Source organism: Bacillus sp. ISO11 (assembly GCF_003458115.1).
Taxonomy (GTDB): Bacteria; Bacillota; Bacilli; order Bacillales; family Bacillaceae_G; genus Bacillus_A; species Bacillus_A cereus.
Genome location: NZ_QXCO01000013.1, coordinates 100,805 through 122,429, shown reverse-complemented (window position 1 = coordinate 122,429; position 21,625 = coordinate 100,805). Strand labels below are relative to the sequence as shown.

Genomic DNA, 21,625 nt, shown 5'->3' with positions numbered 1-21,625 from the left:
TATAAATCCCTCTTTTTACAATAAAACTAAATAGTTGTTACAGATAATTCTTTGTTACGTTTGTTTTTATTGAAGAATAAATCTAATATAATTTGTGAACGTAATCCATCTTCAAATGTTGCAAGCGATTTTTTAGAACCACCTGCTGCTGCATTAACCCAGCTTATAATTTCCTTTCTAAAAGAATCCGCCCATTCAAAAATCTCGTTTTCCGGATCAACTAATAACGGTAAAGGCAAAAAGATTTCTTGTTTTTCCAACCCATCAAAAGTTATATATTTATTAGGTTCTCTAGAAGAATACTTGTATTCTTTCTTAGTACCTATTACCTCAATACTAAAGCCACAATCTTCAGGGAATGAACTTTTAGACGTTGTAATATTAACAAATACTTTATTGGTTAATTGACCATAAACCTCTGCATAATCATCTACAAATACTTTTTGTTTTTCTTTTTCTTTAACATTTGTTTTAATTTTAGTTCGAACAGTATCCTCTCTAAAATCACTTTCAAATAAAAACCAAAGTAAATCTATTAAATGAATGCCTAAATCCCCCAATGCCCCACTAGTTTTATTACTTTGAATGTCATCCCGCCAAGTAAACAAAGTTCTTCGAAAAGCGCTATTCTTTTTAAAATGTAGCCTTATAACTACTACCTCTCCTAATTCCCCATTTTGAATTAAGCTCTTCAAAGCCTTAATATAGGACAAGTAACGATAGTTAAACCCCATTGCAGCAACTACATTAGTATCCTTTGCTATTTTCATCATATATTTTGCTTCTTCACAAGAAATTGCCATCGGTTTTTCAACTAAAACATGTTTGTTTTTTAATAACGCTTGAACCGCTTGAGGCTTATGACAAAAATTAGGGGAAGATATTATTATCCCATCAACAACTTCAAGTAACTCTTCATAACTATTAAAAACTTCCCCATCATAATCTTCTACTAACTCTCGAGCATTCTCGTAATTAACATCATATACTCCAACTAATTTACAATTATCAATTGTTGATAATGCCCTAGAATGAGCTTTTGCAATACTACCTGCACCTATAATTCCAATATTCATTATATGAACATCCCCTTTAATTAATAATGTGCTTTAGAGTATTTAAAATTCCAATTGAGTATTCACCTTGAGCTAGCATTGCGTGTGTGCGTTTAGCCTCTTCCGTTGCATTTTCTACTAAGTAACCATGTCTTACAGCTTGTAACATCCTTAAATCATTTCCACTATCTCCAAAAGCAATTGCATTTGCTTTATCTAGTTTGTACTTATCTAACATAAATTTCACAATTTCATCTTTACCTGTTCCAAGTGGAATAAAATCTACATCATAGCAATTTTCTGGATCACCAGCTAATGGATTACATTTGTTAATATTTACCCCCACTTTGTATAACTTCCCGATTTCTTCTATCTGTTCTAAATTTTTTGAATCAATAGCTTCATTTTGCTCTTCATAATAAAAATTAAATTTGTACTTAGAACTTCCTAATTGTGTCTGAGGTCTTAAAAAAATTTCATATTTTGTTTCAAGCGATTCGATAATTCTTTTAATTTTCGCAGAATCAAAACCTCCCTCTACTATTCTCTCTTCCCAAACTTGATCATCCATAGTAGTCCTATTACTATCAAAGTACGTTATTTCCGTACCTAATCCACTCGCTACAAAATGAGGGAAATATTTAATACCACCTTTTTTCATTTTCTCAACAATTGATTCTAAACTACTTCCAGTTACCCAACCAATGACCAAATCTCCTTTACTTGCGTGTTCATACAAGTATTTTTCTAATAATTTCATATTGATTATTCCAGAATTATCCATATTATGAGGATAATAAGTTTCATCAAAATCACAGAACACTATATATTTAGGGTTTTTAACCTGTGGTAACCTTTCAAAAACTAAAGACTTTAAAACTTCATTACTTATTGACATTAATTAATCCCTCCAAAACAAAATTTTGTTCCTCTAACAACATATTTGGATGTAAAGGTAAATGTAATATTTCCTTATGAACTTGCTCTGTGTTTAATAAAGTATCCTGCATATAATTTTTCTTTACCAGCTTGGTATTATGTTTATGAGATAATACTGGATAATAAATATCTGTTTCAATGTTATACAACTGGTACAATTTATTTTTCACCTCATCTCTTCTTCCATTTATAATTCTAATCGGAAAAAGATGCCAAACATTATCTTCTGTCATCCTAGGTAGCTTTATTAATTCTCTATCCTCTAATTCTTTTAAATTGCTTATATATCGTTGAGCCAAAAATACTCTCTTTAAATTGTTATACGATAGGAACTTAATTCTCTCTAAACCAATAGCTGCTTGAAGGTTATCAATTTTAGAATTAAAGCCAAAATCTAATACTTTTTTATTTTTTTTATCAACTTCAAATCCATGATAACTATATTGATTGCAACGAATTGCAAGATTTTCATTATTAGTAACTATTGCACCCGCCTTACCACATACACCAAAGTTTTTATATGGATTAAAACTCAGAATAATAATATCTCCATATTCTCCAAGGTTTGAGGAACCAATAGCCTGACATGCATCTTCAATAATTCTTAACTGATAAACATCTGCAATTTCACGAATTCTTTTCATATCACATTGTTTACCATACAAATGAACAGGTAAAATGCATTTTGTTTTTTGGGTTATTGCTTCTTCTATTTTAAGTGGATCAATACAATAACTCTTGTGATCAATATCTACAAATACAGGTTTTGCTCCAATTGCTAACACTGCATTTTCAGTAGCAGCAAAACTATTAGCTGGCATAATCACTTCATCGCCTGGCTGAATACCAATAGATAACAAAGACACCATAAGTGCGTCTGTCCCACTACTTGTTGCAATTACAAACTTCTTGTTTAAATAGTCCCCAATTACTTCTTCTAATTTTTTAGAAAATGGTCCACTTGTGAATTGACCTGTCGGTAAAACCTCTTTTAAAGTTCCTATTATTCCGTCAATTTCACTTTGAGAAATTAGCCGATTAACTGGCATAAATTCTATTTTCTGTATATTTTTTCTGCTATAATTGAAAATATCTTTTTCTATATCAATATCTATTTTCAATTTATTTTCTCTAAATAATTTCTCTTTCATTTTGTGATTCGGTAATACATTACTAATTTCAAATTCTTTCTCTTTCGTTTCTCCCTGCAGGCACTTTAATAAAGCTAAATTGTCTTTGCTATGGCCAGAAATTGTAGTAAGAGTTTTCACGTTAAATCACCTCTAAGAAATTATTTTGAAAATCATGAGTAGACTATATTTTATGTTATCGATTACATGTCAACATTTTTTTTTCGGAGGGATTCTTTATGGTAACAATTAATGAAATAGCTAAATTATGCAATGTTTCAAATGCTACAGTTTCAAGAGTTTTAAATAATCATCCTTATGTAAATCCAGAAAAACGCGAGAAAATAATACAAATAATGAAAGAATTAAACTATACTCCTAGTTCTATCGCTAGAAATCTTAGGGTGAATAAGACACAAACCATCGCTCTATCGATTCCAAATATAGATCATCCTTTTTTCGGAAAATTAGCTAGAGAAATTTCTAAAGAACTTCTAAAACACAATTACAAATTACTGATTTATCAGACTTTTTATGAAAAAAAAATAGAGCTTGAATTACTTTCATTACTAAAGAATAGAGCGGTAGATGGTGTAATTCTCGCATCCTTAGAAAATGATTGGGAAAATATAGAGCATTATTTAGCATATGGCCCAATATTACTTTGTAATGAATATGAGGAAAATGCACCTATTCCGATAATTTGCTATGATGAATTTGAAGCCGGATACAAAGCTGTAAAACATTTAATAAGTAAAGGACACAAAAAGATTGGCTTTTGTTTTGATTCCCTTAATAGTCAAGCACAATTAAAACGCAAACAAGGATATCTGCATGCATTAAAAGAACAACAATTATCATACAAAAAAAGTTGGTTATTTGGAGATGCAATTACTATTAAAGATGGAATTCGAATCTTTGAGAGATTAGATAAATTAAAAAATAGACCCACTGCGCTCTTTACTGGAAATGATCAAGTTGCTGCTGGAGTAATTAAAGGTGCTTCTTTAAAAGGATATACTATCCCTACTGACCTTGCCGTTTGCGGTTATGATAATCAATTAATTTGCACAGTTACAACTCCAACAATTAGTACAATTGATATTCCAATCGTTGAGCTAAGTAAACGAACTGTTAGTGAGATACTACTATATATAAATGAAAAGGAATCTATTAAGCGTAAAATTATCGAATATCCAGCAACCTTAATTATTCGTGAATCGACATAAGCAAATGAAAAGCGTCATTTTAAAATTAAAATGACGCTTTTCTATAATATCCCAAAATTCCCACAAACATTTTATATAATTTTCTGATTTTATTTTCTAAAAAGTTCATTTAACTATGGGAACATGAGCCATTTTAAACTAAGTAGAAGTCTTTATTTTCGATAAAATAATAACATAAATCAACAAAATCAATTTCAATTATTGATTCTGGAAAACTATCTAAAGAAGCACAACAAGAAAGCTTATAATCTTTACCAATAGTAAACTTTTTATAGTAAACCTCATTAGATAGCATGTCACCATACAATATTGTATTTTTATTAATAACAAAAGAGTTTAAAGGTATAGTTAGTCCTTTCCCTATCCATTTAACAAAGCTTTCTTTTATAGTCCATAATTCATAAAACACCTCTAATTGTTGTTCTACATTTAATGAATTTAAATAATTAAATTCTTCCTCAGTAAATATATTTTTAATCATTGTAGTATCTAAGGGCCGGACTTTTTCTACATCTATTCCTATTTCTTCCTCATGAATAGCTCCAACAACCCAACTTTCGGAATGTGATATATTAAAATGAAAATTATTTAACTCATCAACATAAGGCTTTCCGTATTCATTGTATTTATATTTAATATCTTTATTTTTTTTCGAGAAATTTGTAGTAATTAAATATCTTATTATAATGTCTCCAATTAAGGCGCTATATTGGTCGGACTTTCTTTTATATTTCTGTATTTTCATCTGCTTTTCTTTTGAGACCAATTGCATAAGCTTCTGCATAATATTGTGTTCTATATTCCCTGGCACACGTACCTTATATATATTCACTATATCCTTCCCACCTAACCTCTTATATAAAAAACTCTCAATGAATAATCCCTATTAATTTTTGATTAGTAAAAAACATTTTCAGAGGATAATATTCTATTTTACATTCATATTTTCCACTTATTTTCTAATCCCTTTATGTTTATTAGTGAATGGGCTCAAAGAAAAAAGTCTCATAATATGTTACACATGAGTTTATGAGACTTTTACAAAATTAATAGTGTACAATTTTAAAAAACATTTCACTTATTTACATGTGCTAATAAGAGCATTTGTTTAAAACTCATTTTTATACTCTTTACCAATTCATGAATATGCGGTTTCTCTAACATACTCAGATGGGAACCTGGCACTTGCAAAGCGTATACTTCCCCTAATGTATATTCATTCCATCTGTTATAATCTACTAGTGGGTGAATGTCATTAATAGATGCATTAAATAGAAAGATATCTGCTTTTATTTTTTGTTTACAATTATATTTTAGGTATGCATATCTATTAGCTATCATTACTTTTAACTTATTCATCATTGGATCTTCAAAATTTTGCTGACAACTATTTTCATTCAATGTAAATTTTTTCAGTAGAGATTCTATTAATTGTTCTTCACTCATTTGCTCAAAACTAATTTTCTCAATCCCTAACTGATCATTGAATTTTTCCAATTCTTCAAATGCATTCTTAATATTTAAACTAAGAATCTCCTTACCTTGTTCAATAGGATGAACGTCAAGTAAACCTAGAAAACTAACTTTATCACCTAGTTTTTCTAATTTTCTAGCCATTTCAAATGCAACTATTCCTCCAAAAGACCATCCTAATAAGGTGTATGGCCCTTCTTTTTTTACTTGTTTAATCTCTTCTATATATCTTACCGCCATTTCCTCTACAGATACGTTTGGAAATCTACTATCATCATATCCTATAGATTGTAACCCATATACAGTCTTATCCTCTCCTAATTCTCTAGCCAAATCATAATAGTTTAATATACCCCCGCCTTGCCCATGAACAATGAACCATTGACTATCCTTGTTTGTTCCATTTTGAATTGGAATTAAACACTCACTGTCTATTCCTTTATTCCTACTTATTACATCACTTAATTGTTCAATAGTAGCCTTTTGAAATAATAAACTTAATGGCAGTTGCACATTAAACATTCTCTTGATATTTTCGAATAACTTTAGTCCCTTAAGAGAATGACCACCTAATTCAAAGAAATTATCATTTATACCAATATTATTTACGCCTAATATACTACTCCAAATATCAATTAAACTACTATCTATTTCATTTCTTGGTGGTACATAATTACTATTGCCCAGTGTATTTAGCTTCGGTAACTTACTTCTATCTATTTTCCCATTTTGTGTTAATGGTATATTGTGAATTGGTATGAGTTGTTGAGGTATCATATAATGTGGTAACTTTGTTGCCAAATATGCTCTTACCTCTGGAATAGGAATATCTTTTTCAGTAACTACGTATGCACATAAATACTTTTCTCCAGCTTCATCTTCTTGATCTATTACTACGGCCGTTTTGATTGTCTCATATTTTAACAAACTCGCTTCTATCTCACCTAGTTCTATTCGATATCCCCTTATTTTTACTTGATGATCGACTCGGCCCAAGTATTCAATGTTACCATCAGGTAGCCACCTTGCTATATCTCCTGTTTTATATAGTTTCTCACTAAGTTCAAATGGATGATCAATAAATTTATCTGCTGTTAATTCTTTTCGATTGATGTATCCTCTAGCTAACCCTATGCCAGAAATACATATTTCACCTGGAACACCTATAGGTTGTATCCTGTGAAATGAATCCAATATATAAATTTTAGTATTTAACAATGGCGAACCTATCGGTACGTTTTGTGTTGTAATTTCTTTATCACTCTCATATCGATAAGATGTACAACAAACTGTAGCCTCTGTAGGTCCATATCCATTTAATATTTGGAGGTTCCCCCTAAATAGATGATCGTATTTTGCGAGTAATTCTGTTTTAATGGGTTCTACTCCCACAAGTAGCTTATTTAACACTATCTTCTGGTTATCTCTAACAAAATAATCATATATTTCATTTAATAAAGTAGGTGGAATATATGATAATGTAACCTGTTCTTCAAGAATGACTTGTACAAGTTTTGATACATCAAACTTCTCACCTTGATAAATAGTCATTCTTGCGCCATATATCAATGGGACAAATATCTCAAAAATAGTAACATCAAAAGAGATACTACTAGAGAATAGAACGTTATCAGTTATCCCTATATCTTGAGAGAAATCTTCATACATTGCACACAAAAAATTAGTCAAGGATCGATGTTCAATCATTACTCCTTTAGGTTGTCCTGTAGAACCTGATGTATAAATAACATACGCTAAGTTGTGAGGTTCTATCATCATTTGCATGTCTTCTCCTGGTTCTTCTTCAAAAGACATATCCATTAGATCTATTACATTACCTTGAAATTCTATCCCCTTTATAATAGAGTTTTGATGTACTAATACATGTGAGCACCCACTGTCTGTCAGCATATATTCCACTCTTCGTTTTGGTAAGTCGGTATCAATTGGTAAATACGCCCCACCTGCTTTTAAGACACCTAATATACCTATAACCATCTCGATGGAGCGTTCCATCATCACTCCAACAATGGTTTCTCTTTTAACTCCTTGGTCTAATAACCTTCTCGCCAACTGATTAGCTTTTATATTTAATTTATTATATGTAATTCCTTTTTCATTACATACAACGGCTATTTGATTAGGGTTCCGTTTTACTTGTTCTTCAAACATTTTATGCACTAATAAATGATTAGAATTTGAATTCTCTTTTTTGTTAAATTCATTCATTATACAATGTTCTTCTTCTACAGATAACATATTAATATTACGCAATCGTACTCTAGGGTTATTAGTTACTTCCTCAACTATATTTGTAAAATGTACCATTAACCTTTCTATCGTCTCCGCTTTAAATAACTTAGTACTATATTCTACTTTTAAATGAATGTTATTATCTATTTCCGTTGCTATTAATGACAAATCAAATTTTGAAACTGACTGCTTAAACGGATACGGTGTAAATTCTAATTCACCAATAGATATTGGATTCATATCCATGTTTTGAAAAACAAACATTGTATCAAATAATGGATTTCTACTTGTATCCCTATGCAAGTCTAAATCTTCTAGTACTTCTTCAAAAGGATAGTCTTGATTTTCATAAGCTTCTAATGTATTGAGTTTTAATCTACTCAAAAACTCAATAAACTCATCGTCATTTTCTAGATAATTTCTCATTACCAAAGTATTAATAAACATACCAATCATATGATTAGTATCAGAATGAGACCTTCCAGCAATAGGTGAGCCTACAATAATGTCTTCTTGACCTGTGTATCTAGATAAAAGTATGTTATAAATGGCCAATAAAATCATATATGGCGTTGTACCAGTTTCAGTTGCTAGTTTATTTACTTTAAAAGTTAAATCTGTTCCCAAATTAAAGGAACAAACCTTACCTTTAAAGCTTTGTATAGTGGGTCTTTGAAAATCGGTTGGAAAATTTAAAACCGGAAGTTCTCCTTTTAAAGTTGTTAACCAATAATTCTTTTGTTCACTAATTAGATTCTTGTAGTAAGGTCCATTTTGCCACATTACAAAGTCTTTGTACTGCACTCTCAATTTTGGAAGTTCATTTCCTTTATACAATTCTACAAACTCTTTTATTAATATCCCCATTGATAAACCATCAGATATTATATGATGCATATCTACTAAAAGGATATGCCTTTCTTCTGCTATCCTTAAAAGCAACACCCTTAATAATGGAGCTTTTGATAAGTCAAATGGACTTATAAACTCATGTATTAAATAGTCCATATCTTTTTCATTTACATGAACGTATTCAATATTGAATTCTACATTAGGCTCAATTTTTTGCACTAATTCCCCATCTAAAATTTGAAAAGAAGTTCTTAATATTTCATGTCTCTGAATTAAAGATTGAAATATATTTTCAAACTTATCTTTACAAATATCCCCTTCTACTTTAAGTATTGTGGGCATATTATAAGTTGTATTTGTACCATCTTCGAATTGATCTACTATAAACATTCTCTTTTGTGACGTAGAAGCTAAATAATACTCTTGTTGTTTTACAGGTTCTATGGAAATATAATCACTTTTTTCCATTTCTAATATACATTTTGAAAAATCAACCAAAACAGGAAACTTAAATAGGGATTTAATAGATAATTGCACATTAAATTCTTTATTAACGATAGAAATTAACTTAGCAGCCTTTAATGAATGACCACCTATCTCAAAAAAGTTATCCTGTATTCCTACCCTTTGAATTCCTAAAACCTCTTTCCAAATCTCAACTAATTTTCTTTCTGTAGAATTTGTCGGCTCTATATGACTTGATTTTAAATTATAAGTAGGTTGAGGTAATTTTTTTCTATCTATTTTTCCGTTTTGTGTTAACGGTATGTTTTGAATGGGTATGATCTGTTGAGGTATCATATAATATGGTAACTTTGTTGCTAAATATGCTCTTACCTCTGGAATAGGAATATCTTTTTCGGTAACTACATACGCACATAAATACTTTTCTCCACTTTCATCTTCTCGCTGCATTACTACGGCGGTTTTGATTGTCTCATATTTTAACAAACTTGCTTCTATCTCACCTAGTTCTATTCGATATCCCCTTATTTTTACTTGATGATCGACTCGGCCCAAGTATTCAATGTTACCATCAGGTAGCCATCTCGCTATATCTCCTGTTTTATATAATTTCTCACCAGGTTCAAATGGATGATCAATAAATTTATCTGCTGTTAATTCTTTTCGATTGATGTATCCCCTAGCTAACCCTATGCCAGAAATACATATTTCTCCTGGAACACCTATAGGTTGTATCCTGTGAAATGAATCCAATATATAAATTTTAGTATTTAACAATGGCGAACCTATCGGTACGTTTTGTGTTGTAATTTCTTTATCCGTCTCATATTGATAAGATGTACAACAGACTGTAGCCTCTGTAGGTCCGTATAAATTTAATATTTGGAGGTTCCCCTCAAATAGATGATCGTATTTTGCGAGTAATTTTGTTTTAATTGGTTCTACTCCCACGAAAAGTTTATTTAACAATATCTTCTGATTCGCCCTTACAAAATAATCATATATTTCATTTAATAAAGTAGGTGGAATATATGCTAACGTGACCTGTTCCTCAAGAATGACTTGTACAAGTTTTGGTACATCAAACTTCTCACCTTTATAAATAGTCATTCTTGCGCCATATACCAATGGGACAAATATTTCAAATATAGTAACATCAAAAGAGATGCTACTAGAGAATAGAACATTATCAGTTATCCCTATATCTTGAGAGAAGTCCTCATACATTGCACACAAAAAATTAGTTAAGGAACGATGTTCAATCATTACCCCTTTGGGCTGGCCTGTAGAACCTGATGTATAAATAACATATGCCAAGTTGTGAGGTTCCATCGTTATCTGCAAATCTTCTACTTGTTCTTCTTCAAAAGGAATATCCATTAGATTTATTACACTACCTTGGAATGCTACTCCCTTTATAATAGAGTTTTGATATGTTAGTACATGTGAACACCCACTGTCTGTCAGCATGTATTCCACTCTTTGTTTTGGTAAATCGGTATCAATCGGTAAATACGCCCCACCCGTTTTTAAGATACCTAATATGCCTACAATCATCTCAATAGAGCGTTCCATCATCACACCAACAATGGATTCTCTTTTAACTCCCTGGTCTAATAACCTTCTCGCTAACTGATTAGCTTTTATATTTAATTGCTTATATGTGATTTCTTTTTCATTACATACAATCGCTATTTGATTAGGATTCTGTTTTACCTGCTCTTCAAATAATTGAGGAGCTGTTACAGTCTCACAAAGTAATGTTTTATGAACTCTAGTCGTATGATTGAAATCATATAATATTTGATTCTTTTCTGTTTTAGACATTACATCTAGATCCATTGCAGATTTATTTGGATCTTTCATTAATATATCTAAAATATTATATAAATGATTAACTATTCTACTAACTAATCCTTCACTATATAAAGTAGAATTGTAATCTACTTGAACCTTTAACTGTTCTTCATTTTTCATAAACCTAATAACCATATCAGAGTTTATTTTATCTGTACTCTCATAACAATGAATATCATCTAACATTACTATTGTATTTAATAAGGGAAGATTATTACTCTCTCCATCTAGACTTAATAATTGAGTAAGTTTATTAAAAGGAAAATGACAATGTTCATTTGACTCTAAAATTGTTTCTTTAATTTTATATATTATTTCTTTGAAATTATCTTCTTGATTTATTTGAGTACGTAATAATAAAAAGTTGTTTTGAAAAACCGTCTCTTCTTGACCTTGTTTAAAAACTGGCATTCCAATTACTACATCATCCTTATCGGTATATCTACTTAAGAGATATTTCACACCTGATAATAAAATAGTGTACAGTAACATATCAGAATTATTGCTAATTGCTACAGCTCTCTTCGCAATATCCGATGGGAATTGACAATAATAACTTTCTTTAGAAACCTGAATATTATTTAAAGACAGACAATCACAAGGAAATCTACTTAACTCAACATCACCTGATAACTTGTCTAACCAATATTCTTTTTCTTTTTTAAATTTTTCACTAGATAATAAAACCTGCTGGGTAAATTTATCAAGCATTTTTTCTTCCCACCATTCTCTATGATATTGATACTAAATACTACATATTTAGTGGTTATGTCCCTCATAGACCCATCCGTTTTATCATGAGGGGGCACAATCATACTCGTCATTGGGAGTTTTCTTCCTCGGTAATAAAACTCTCCCAATGACGACCAATTGGATTGCTACTTTAGCGATAGAAGTTTCAGCATAAAGCATAGAAATACACTTTTCTCTTACTCAGATACATCTCTTAATTTTTTTACTTCACAGATTTTACCCTATCTAGTATTTTCATAATTAACTCGCCCACGATGTCAGCTTGATGTAGTAAAAACATATGACCACCATTAACTATTAGAAAATGAACCTCATTGCCCCATTCTACCCACTTCTTAGCCCCTTTTACTGTATAATTAGAGTCTGTTGTTCCACTAATAATGTATAGGGGCGCTTTCAACAATGTTGTGTCATTATTTATATAATTCTCAATGGCGCGAAAGTCTGATCGAATGACTGGAAGGATATAGTTTAAAAGCTCCTGATGTTGTAATACTTCATCCGGTAATCCTCCCAAAGACTTTATATAATCTATAAAGTCTTTATCATCTAAATGATTTGTTTTTCTTCTTATTTCCGGTGGATTCATAGCTGAGATAATAACATTTTTAGGATTTATACCTTTACTTTCTAAAATTTGAGCCATACGGTGAACTATAATTCCTCCCATGCTATGGCCAAATAATGTAACTTCTCCCTCTAAAATTGGTTGCATCTCCATTAAATATAAATTAACAAGATCATCTATGTTATCAACTAGTGGAGAAAGATTAGGACCATGGCCTGGAGGATCAAATGAAATAAGTTTTATATCTTTCGGTAAATAATTCTTTAAAGGTAAAAAAGAATTCGAATAGCCCCCAGCATAAGGAACACAAACCAAATATTTGTTACTATTCAATCCTGGCGATAAATCTTTCATTAATTTTCTCAAGTGACTTCTCCTTTATTAAATAAAATTTTCATCAAATAGTTGTTTAGTCAAACAAATTATCAATTTCTTCATCACTAAGGTTTAAGGTTTCAAAATCTGATGAAGTAAATTCTTTTGTTTGCATTTGACAACAGGATTGGATATATGTCTGCAGTCGTTCTAGATAATCTGAAAATAAATTTTCTACAAAATTCTTTTGAAAATGACTTGTACTAAATGTCACATGAATTTCTAACCTTTTATTTTTAACCATGGCCACAATATCTAATAATGCAGTAATATGATTATCTTTTGATTGTTCACTGCCACTTTGATAATCAACAATAGTAAACCATCCATCCCCGAGAGAATTATCTATCTCTCCTAAATAGTTAAAACGAATTGTATTTTGAGTTAAATCTTTGCAAGAAGGAAACTTCTCTTTAAGAATTCCATATCCAATTCCCTTATTAGGTCTTTTACGAACCTCTTCTTTAACACTCTTTATTTGATTAGCAATATTATGCGAAACTTGTAATACAATTGGATACATTGTCGTAAACCACCCTACTGTACGTGAAATATCAAGATGCTCAAATAATTCCTCTCGACCATGACCTTCTAACTCAAATTTAATTTGATCTTGGTTTGTATATTTACCTAAATTTTCTGTCAACACAGCGAGTAACAACTCCATTGGCTGTGTATTGTAAGGCACATTTGCAGTAGTTAATAGTTTTCTTGTATCATCTGCATTCAATGTAAAGGTAAGAGTAGTACAACTTTCAACAGTACTATTTTCTTTTTCTCTATTAATTTGAAAATTATTATCTAGCGTGTTATCTATGGATTCCCAATAATCTAATTCAGCACGTACTAAATTAACTCCTCGACTATTTAAAGCTTCAGACCAATCTTGGAAAGAGTTAGTTTTTAATGGTAGCGATGGAACTTCTCCTAAATACAAGCTATTCAAACATCGGTTTGCATCTTCAATTAAAATACGCCAGGACACAGCATCAACAATAAGATGGTGTGCAGTTAATAACAACAACTGTTGATCATTTGAAAGCTGGAATAAGGCCCCTTTAAATAATGGTCCTACATTCAAATTTAAACTTCCTTTTAACTCTTCACCTTTTATATGAACTTGATTCAAAGCCATTTCAATTGGAATTTCAGACAAATCAAACATGGTAACCTTAGAATCAGCAATGGACATATCTTCGTCATAATAGAAGTAATCCTGTTTATCCTCATACCTTAGCCGTAACAAATCATGATGATGCATGATCGTATTTAACATCTTATTAATATATTCTTCTTTAACCGGCCTCTTTAAAGACAGTAATACCGATTGATTCCAATGATGCGGGTTCTTAAACTGTTGATCAAGGAACCAACGCATAATAGGAGTAGGCTCTACCTTTCCTGTTACCAATGTTTGTGAGACTGTAACATCTTTTTGTTTAACTAACATTGCTGCCAATTCACTTACAACTGGATAATTTAGTACATCTTTAACTCTAACTTTCCATCCCAGTTCTTGTAATCTAGCGCTCACTTGGATCGCTTTAATAGAATCTCCACCTAAATGATAAAAATTACTATGCAATTCGATTCTATCAGTCTGTAATATTTCCTTGAGAACTTCACTAACCATTCCAGTAACATCTTCATCTACTTCTTCTAAATGAGTATGATTAGAACCGTTATTTAACATCGGATCTGGCAACGCTTGACGATCTACCTTTCCATTGATAGTAAGCGGTAGCTGATCCATATAGATAAAAAATGAAGGAATCATATAACTTGGTAGCATATGCGAAATAAAACTGCGTATTTCTATATTTTGAACACTGTCTTTCAAAACAATGTAAGCAACTAGATGATTTGAATTATCCTCACCTTGCCAATTCACCACTACTACATCTTTAACAGACTTGTGTTGTAACAGTGCATTCTCAACTTCCCCTATTTCAATACGATATCCTTTAACTTTCACTTGAGAATCCATCCGTCCTTGATACTCGATTAATCCATTTGGCAACATGACAGCTAAGTCACCACTTCGATACATCTTCTCACTCGAAATAAATGGATTGGATAAAAAACGTTGCGCTGTTAAATCCGGACGATTTAAATAACCTTTAGCTACCCCATCACCCGATATATAAATTTCTCCTTTTACACCAATAGGAACCGGCTGAAGATTCTTATCCAATAAATATATTTGAACATTATCAGCTGGTGTACCAATTGGTACGGATGCTCTTCGATCTAGATCTGGATCATAACGATGAATCATACATCCAACCACAGTTTCAGTTGGTCCATATTCATTAATTATTTCAACTTTACCGCTAAAAAGATCATATATCTTTTCGGCTACTGAGGTTTTCAAATCCTCTCCACCCACAATCAACCTGCGAAGAGATGAAACTCTTGGGGGTGAATAGTTATTTAACAATGCTAAATGTGAAGGCGTAACTTTCAACACTGTTACTACATTTTCCTTTAGGATTTTTGACAAAATAAACTCATCTTCCTTATCATGATATATTACTAACAATAAACCACTTATTAAAGGAGTGAATATTGAAGTTACTGTCAAATCAAAAGAAACGGATGAATATAATGCAAAAACATCATTTTCACTACTAATATAGTTCTTTTTAGCCCAGGAAATATAGTTAACCAATCCACGTTGAGTAATTACAGTTCCTTTAGGATTCCCCGTGGTTCCAGAGGTATAAATTATATATATTGGATCATTTGGTGCAGTTACTAGGGTTAGATTGGCATTATCTCCTTCATAAAGTTTCTGATCACATATATTAATTTTCTCACCTAAATATTCTAAATTACCCTCATTTGTATAGTCAGTTAAAAGTAATGTTGTGCCGCTATCATTCAAAATATAACGAATTCGGTCCTCTGGGTAGGAATGATCTATAGGCAAATATGTACCTCCAGCCTTAATAACTCCCCAAATTGCAATTACTATCTCAAGTGAATGTTTAGCTAGTATACCCACGACTTGACCATTCTCGACTCCTTTTTCTCGTAACTTTCTTGCTAACTGATTAGATTTCTTATTTAATTCAAGATAAGTCATTGATCTATCAGCATGTTGGATTGCTATTTTTTCTGGTGTCTGTTTTACTTGTTCTTCAAATAATTCTTGAATAGTTTTTTCTTTCGGATACACAAAAGCCGTATTGTTAAATTTCTCTAACATAAACTTTTGTTCTTCATCCGATAACAAAGATAATTCTTTTATCGATTGATCTTCATTACGTAAAACTTGTTCTATTAAAGCTAAAAACCTCTCATGCATACAATTGATTTGATCTTCTTCAAAATCCGCGACTTTATAATCATATTGAATTTCTAAACCTTCATCTGCCCATTCCTTAATAACTAACTGCAATGAATAGGCTTGGTAGCCACTATAAAACTCCACGTTTTCTAAAGAAAATCCATCGATAGTATTTTTAAGTTTTGTATTATAGTAATTCACACTATATTGAAATAAACCATCGTATCCTTTACTAGTCAATTGCAAGTCTTTTACCAATAAGTTATAAGGATAACGCTGGTGAAATAGACATTGTTTTATTTCATGATTTACTCTTTTAATGAAAGATAGAACACTCTCATCTTCATCCACATTTAACCGTAACGGCATTGTGCTAGTAAACATACCTACTATTTTCTTTTCTAGTACACCGGAACGATTTAGTACAGGAGATCCAATGATAATGTCTGATTGATCATACATTTTATGAATATAAATAAGCATAAAGGTTGAAAATAATGTATTCATAGATATTCTATGTTTTTGTATAAAAGACTGTAGAGCAACCGATTTTTCTTTTTCAATTAAAAATATCTTTCGTTTCCCTTCTAGAGAATGAGATGTTTTTGATAAAAAGAAATCTGGCAGATTCATAAATTTCTCATTCCAATAATTCTTATTTTTTACGTATCGAGGGGATTCCAGATATTTCTCCTCTGCTTGTAAATAAGACAGATAAGTAGATTCAACCGTATCATTTATATGCTCATCATTCTTTAACTTAGAGTAAAAATCGATAATTTGACTCGTCATAAGTTGGATTGTCCAACCATCAGCTATAATATGATGAAACTTAACAAAATAGGAGCTTTCTACATCACTTATTTTCAAGAGCACAAATTCAAACAGAGGGCCTCCTTCAAGTGGAATTTGTTTTTGAAATTCATCCTGGGCCCATTTTCTAGCTTCTAAACTTGGATTATGATGATTAGAAAAATCAATTAAACGTATTGGTGTAGGTTCAAATGGTGATATATATTGGTGGGGTTCTCTATGTTGTTGAAAAATCCGTAGACGTAAACCATCATTTTTCTTAATGAATAATTGAATTGCTTTTTCTAAAATTGTAAAATTAATTTCCCCATTAATAAGAACCATCCCTCCGATATTATACATAGATGTGTTTGGATAAATTTGTTCATTATACCAAACTCTTTTTTGTGGATGCGTAAGAGAATGCTTTACAATTGTTTGTTGCATATTTCCACTTCCCCTCTATCCACATCCGTTGGTGTTTCCGGAAATTGTATATTAATATAGTGAGGATAAGGATTTATATTCTCAAGATTATGTTCTAAAATTAATATTCCATTTTCGTTGCTAGTTTCCTTAAATCCAGCTAATCGGTACGTAACAAACATCATACGGTTACGGTCAGTCTGTCGAAACTCAGCCAAAAAGCGTTTACCTGCCTGTTTTGTTCTTTCCATTAGATATGTGAGGAGTATAGTACCAACGCCACGGGACATTACACGACAAGACATGAGAAGAAGTTTTAGGCAGTCGGCTTCCTCCGTCCTTTTTACAAGTGTTAAACCAATCTTCCCATAGGAGCCATATTTATCTGATAACTCACAAACTAATAATAAATAATCTGGATGATTACGATAATAGTTTAATTCATCATAATCATAGGTAATACCAGTCGAATTTAATTGATTCGTACGTACTGTTAACTCCTCTGCACGCTGCAAATCTTCCTCACGAGCCTCACTAATCACAAAATTCATCCCAAGTGAAGCTAAAAATTCTTCTTTTGGGCCTTCATATTCTTCTTCATCCTTCGTTCTCTTAAGATTTTCTAAATACATCAGTCTTCGACGACGCGAATCTTCTGTAATTCTTTTTGGTTGTAGTCGTGGCAAGTCTAATAAGGACTTATATTCATTTACATGTATACACAGAATATCATTATGAACACTCTGTACTTCTTCTAATTCAAAAGGTTGGTCATCAATGAACGCAAAAGTATCAATACCTATGTTTAAATTTTTTCTAATTTTCTCAATGGAACTAGATTTAGAGTTCCAATGAATCTCCGGATATAAAAAATACTCTTCTATTCCAAATTCCCGTAATTTAGCTATTGCATCTTCGTAGTTATTTTTACTAGCAACTGATTGCAGTATTCCACGTCGATCTAATTCACATATAATTTCATAAATTCCAGGTTTTAAAGTAACTGTACCACTCTCTAATAAAACACCATCCCAAATTGTACAATCTAAGTCCCAAACAACACATTTAATTTCCTTACTCATGATAATGCCTCCTTTGTTTTATTCATTTTCACAGTTCCCATCTCCATCACTATAAGCTTATCTGCCAAATGAAAATATTGATCGTCGTGAGTAATAGCAATAATACATTTACCCTTCGCTCGCATTTGAGGTAACAATTCTTCATAAAAGAAGCGTCTATAACCAGGATCTTGATCCGCTGCCCATTCATCAAATAAAAGTATAGGTCGATCTTCCAAATACGTAACCAGCAATGCCAACCTTTTCTTTTGTCCAGTTGATAGTTGCGTAGTAGTAAAACGCCCATTATCAATGCCAACCTTGTCACTCAGTTGGAGAAGTTCTAAATAATGATTGATTTCTGCTTTCATTCCTTCTGTATTAATTCCATATAGCCTATCAAAAACATGAAAATCACTAAGGATAGCTGAATAGTATTGATTCAATTCCTCTGGAGCTATTTCTTTTCCATTTAATAAAACGTTACCTTCATTAGGTTCATATAACCCAGTAATCAGTTTTGATAAAGTAGATTTTCCACTCCCATTACCACCAGCAATAAAGACTATTTCTCCAGAATTAAACTCCATGTCTATTGGACCAATACCAAAACCAGTAAAATCTCCATCTTTATTCTTATACTTATAACTTACATTTTGTAGCTGCAAACAAATTGGCACATCTAAGTACTCTTTTGTTGTCGCGATTTGCTCATTTGCCTTTATATGATCTACACTCTTCACCATTTGTTGAATACGTTGCCAAGAAATACGCACATTTACGAGCTGAGGGATACCGCCCAGTATTTCATTAACTGGACCTGTCATATACAGAAAAACGATTACATAGTTACTTATCGTCTCTTTCGGCATATTAACAAAAATTTCTGGAAATACGAAAACTACAATACCAATAACAAAAATGAATAATAGTTCTCCCAGAACAAACACATTTGCAAATTTAATATCTCCTATCGTTCGTTTAACACGATAATTATTACAGCTTTCATTCATAACTTCTCGAAAATCGTTTCGTTTTCCAGTATGAAGCCTAAGCTCTTTGAAACCATGCCTTAGATCACCAATCAAACGAAAATATACATTCTGAATATCTCTTGTTTCATTCCAAACTTTATCTGCTTGTCGTCCGATCAAAGAATATACCCCTGCAGTAATAAAGATGATACACAAGGATAGTAAAAAGGCATACATATTCATTACACCAAGATAGAGAAAACAAAATAGTAACGTTAATAAACTTGTTCCAGCAGTAACTAATAGATTGAGAGAACGAGAGATAACTTCCGTATCGTTATTTAATGTCGCCTCTATTCGGCCATTCTCAATCAACTCCAATTTGTAATAAGGAGTCTGTAACAACTTATCTGTTAATTCCATCCTTTTTTCATAAACTAGCTCGTTTGTATACGATACAATGCTAGTTCTAATAATACGTTGTGAAAAGATATACATAACGATTCCAAGTACAAAGTAAAACAACAAGCCATTTTCCAAATTATTTGATCTAACAAACGTTTCATTAATCACAAAAATGAGAAAGGCATTACCAAATCCTGATATTAATCCCAAAACAATTAAAGTCAAAAGCGATTTTCCCTTTTGTCTTGGAAAACAAAGATTTAAGAATGTATGGATAACATAGGCCAAACCCACCCCAGCAATTGCATATATTGCAAATACAACAGTTGAAGGAGCCCAAACTTTTATAAATGCCCACGGAAGCCCTCCAAACAAGAGATTTGGTAGTTGATAAAGTGCATAAATCATTAGCCCATATATCGCAACAACTAATACCATATGTAACCATGTTTTTCCCGTTGGTAATATAAACTTTCTTTTTCTAAAAATAATCTCCCTGATTAAATGAAATAACATGACCAATAACGTTAGTAAACACAAAGATGAGATCACAAATAAGGCTGTTCCTATTTGATCCGTTTTCTTATATTCATCATAGAGTAACGGTTTAACTTCTTTATCTATCATCATATTTAAAAGACTGCTACCGATATAGTAAGTGTAATTACTATTTAGATTTGCTAGTACTACGACCCCTATCTGTTCCTCATCACGGAAACCAATATACGATGAATAATTTGGGTTACTTCCACCATGTGAAATTTCCCCTCCACCACTTTGATAGACCTCCCATCCAGCTGCATATGAAGCTCCATTGCTATCTGGGGCAACCTTTCTATTCGCTTTATGAGAATCGTTAATCAATTCCTCCGGAAACATCCTAGGCTTTTCAACCCCAAGCTGTAATTTTAACCATCTTTCCATATCATTTATATTTGAAATAAAATATCCAGCCGGTGTATTCCCCCTATAATTAGGAGCGTCATAGGGTAATGATTGTAAGAAATTACGCTTGTAACCTTGGGCCATGTTATCTAATGGGGCCATCTCACGTCCAGCGTATGTACTCAATAAATCCAACTTTGATAGCACATGATCTTGAACATATCTTTCAAATGATTGATTAGTTGCCTTCTCGATTACTAAGCCTAATAGATCGTAGTTAACCGTAGAATATTCAAAACTGCTACCCGGCTCTCGGTTTAGTCCTATTGGCATAACATTTCTAATCGTTTTCTCAATAGAATCTTTGCCATTGGTTATAGGAATATATCCAATGGCCTTTTCCGGTATTCCACTAGTATGGTGTAATAAGTCATAAAGTGTAATTTCATAAGGTTTTCCTTTATACTCCATTTCAAACCATGAAACATATTTAGTTAAAGAATCACTAAGTTTAATTTTCCCTTCTTTTTCTAGCTGCAATACAGCTAATGCCGTAAAAGCTTTTGAAGTAGAACCTAGCTCGAAAAGCGTCTCATTCGTAACTTGACGTTTTTTGTCTGTATTGGCATAGCCATAATTCTTCTTATAAATCGTTTCGTTTCCTTTTACAATTACTACTGAAAGTCCAGGAATACCCGCTTGAGATATTTGTTCTTCTATATGCTTCTGTATTTTCTTCTCATTAAACTGTACCGTTTCCTGTGCTTCCACCTGTCGATAAGGGAGTACTATTAAAGTCATTAAAATGATAAACTTCAACCATATGTTTAACTTCATATTT

The 21,625-nt window shown here is 31.8% G+C and carries 10 protein-coding genes; 1 reads left to right on the top strand and 9 read right to left on the bottom strand.

Annotated features, from left to right (window positions below):
* Positions 1 to 26 precede the first annotated feature (26 nt).
* The 3 genes from D1166_RS15805 to D1166_RS15795 are packed head-to-tail and all read right to left on the bottom strand — an operon-like array spanning position 27 to position 3,265.
* Positions 27 to 1,076: a Gfo/Idh/MocA family protein gene (locus D1166_RS15805; protein ID WP_097797321.1), complete on the bottom strand. Its 1,050-nt coding sequence runs from the start codon at positions 1,074 to 1,076 to the stop codon at positions 27 to 29.
* Positions 1,077 to 1,092: 16 nt separating this feature from the next.
* Positions 1,093 to 1,953, bottom strand: coding sequence for an HAD-IIB family hydrolase (locus D1166_RS15800; protein ID WP_098022730.1), 861 nt, complete (start codon positions 1,951 to 1,953; stop codon positions 1,093 to 1,095).
* On the bottom strand, positions 1,940 to 3,265 hold the full coding sequence (locus tag D1166_RS15795; protein ID WP_097855538.1) for a DegT/DnrJ/EryC1/StrS aminotransferase family protein: 1,326 nt from the start codon (positions 3,263 to 3,265) through the stop codon (positions 1,940 to 1,942). The genes D1166_RS15800 and D1166_RS15795 overlap by 14 nt, the downstream gene beginning before the upstream one ends.
* Before the next feature lie 98 nt (positions 3,266 to 3,363).
* On the opposite strand from D1166_RS15795, the gene D1166_RS15790 reads away from it, so the two are divergent.
* Positions 3,364 to 4,353: a LacI family DNA-binding transcriptional regulator gene (locus tag D1166_RS15790; protein ID WP_097797324.1), complete on the top strand. Its 990-nt coding sequence runs from the start codon at positions 3,364 to 3,366 to the stop codon at positions 4,351 to 4,353.
* Positions 4,354 to 4,486: 133 nt separating this feature from the next.
* On the opposite strand, the gene D1166_RS15785 is transcribed toward D1166_RS15790, so the two are convergent.
* The 6 genes from D1166_RS15785 to D1166_RS15760 all read right to left on the bottom strand — a co-directional run bounded on the left by D1166_RS15785 (position 4,487) and on the right by D1166_RS15760 (position 21,621).
* On the bottom strand, positions 4,487 to 5,185 hold the full coding sequence (locus D1166_RS15785; RefSeq protein ID WP_098316369.1) for a 4'-phosphopantetheinyl transferase family protein: 699 nt from the start codon (positions 5,183 to 5,185) through the stop codon (positions 4,487 to 4,489).
* A 242-nt stretch (positions 5,186 to 5,427) separates the two neighbouring features.
* Positions 5,428 to 11,964 (bottom strand): amino acid adenylation domain-containing protein, encoded by a 6,537-nt coding sequence (locus tag D1166_RS15780; protein ID WP_118043350.1) that lies wholly within the window; start codon positions 11,962 to 11,964, stop codon positions 5,428 to 5,430.
* 244 nt (positions 11,965 to 12,208) lie between these two features.
* Positions 12,209 to 12,940 (bottom strand): thioesterase II family protein, encoded by a 732-nt coding sequence (locus D1166_RS15775; protein ID WP_240523724.1) that lies wholly within the window; start codon positions 12,938 to 12,940, stop codon positions 12,209 to 12,211.
* Between the two features lie 43 nt (positions 12,941 to 12,983).
* On the bottom strand, positions 12,984 to 17,480 hold the full coding sequence (locus tag D1166_RS15770; protein WP_098213302.1) for a non-ribosomal peptide synthetase: 4,497 nt from the start codon (positions 17,478 to 17,480) through the stop codon (positions 12,984 to 12,986).
* Positions 17,462 to 18,541, bottom strand: coding sequence for an HAD-IIIC family phosphatase (locus tag D1166_RS15765; RefSeq protein WP_000031545.1), 1,080 nt, complete (start codon positions 18,539 to 18,541; stop codon positions 17,462 to 17,464). The genes D1166_RS15770 and D1166_RS15765 overlap by 19 nt, the downstream gene beginning before the upstream one ends.
* Positions 18,538 to 21,621 (bottom strand): cyclic peptide export ABC transporter, encoded by a 3,084-nt coding sequence (locus tag D1166_RS15760; protein WP_098316006.1) that lies wholly within the window; start codon positions 21,619 to 21,621, stop codon positions 18,538 to 18,540. Before D1166_RS15760 ends, D1166_RS15765 begins: the two co-directional genes overlap by 4 nt.
* Positions 21,622 to 21,625: the final 4 nt, after the last annotated feature.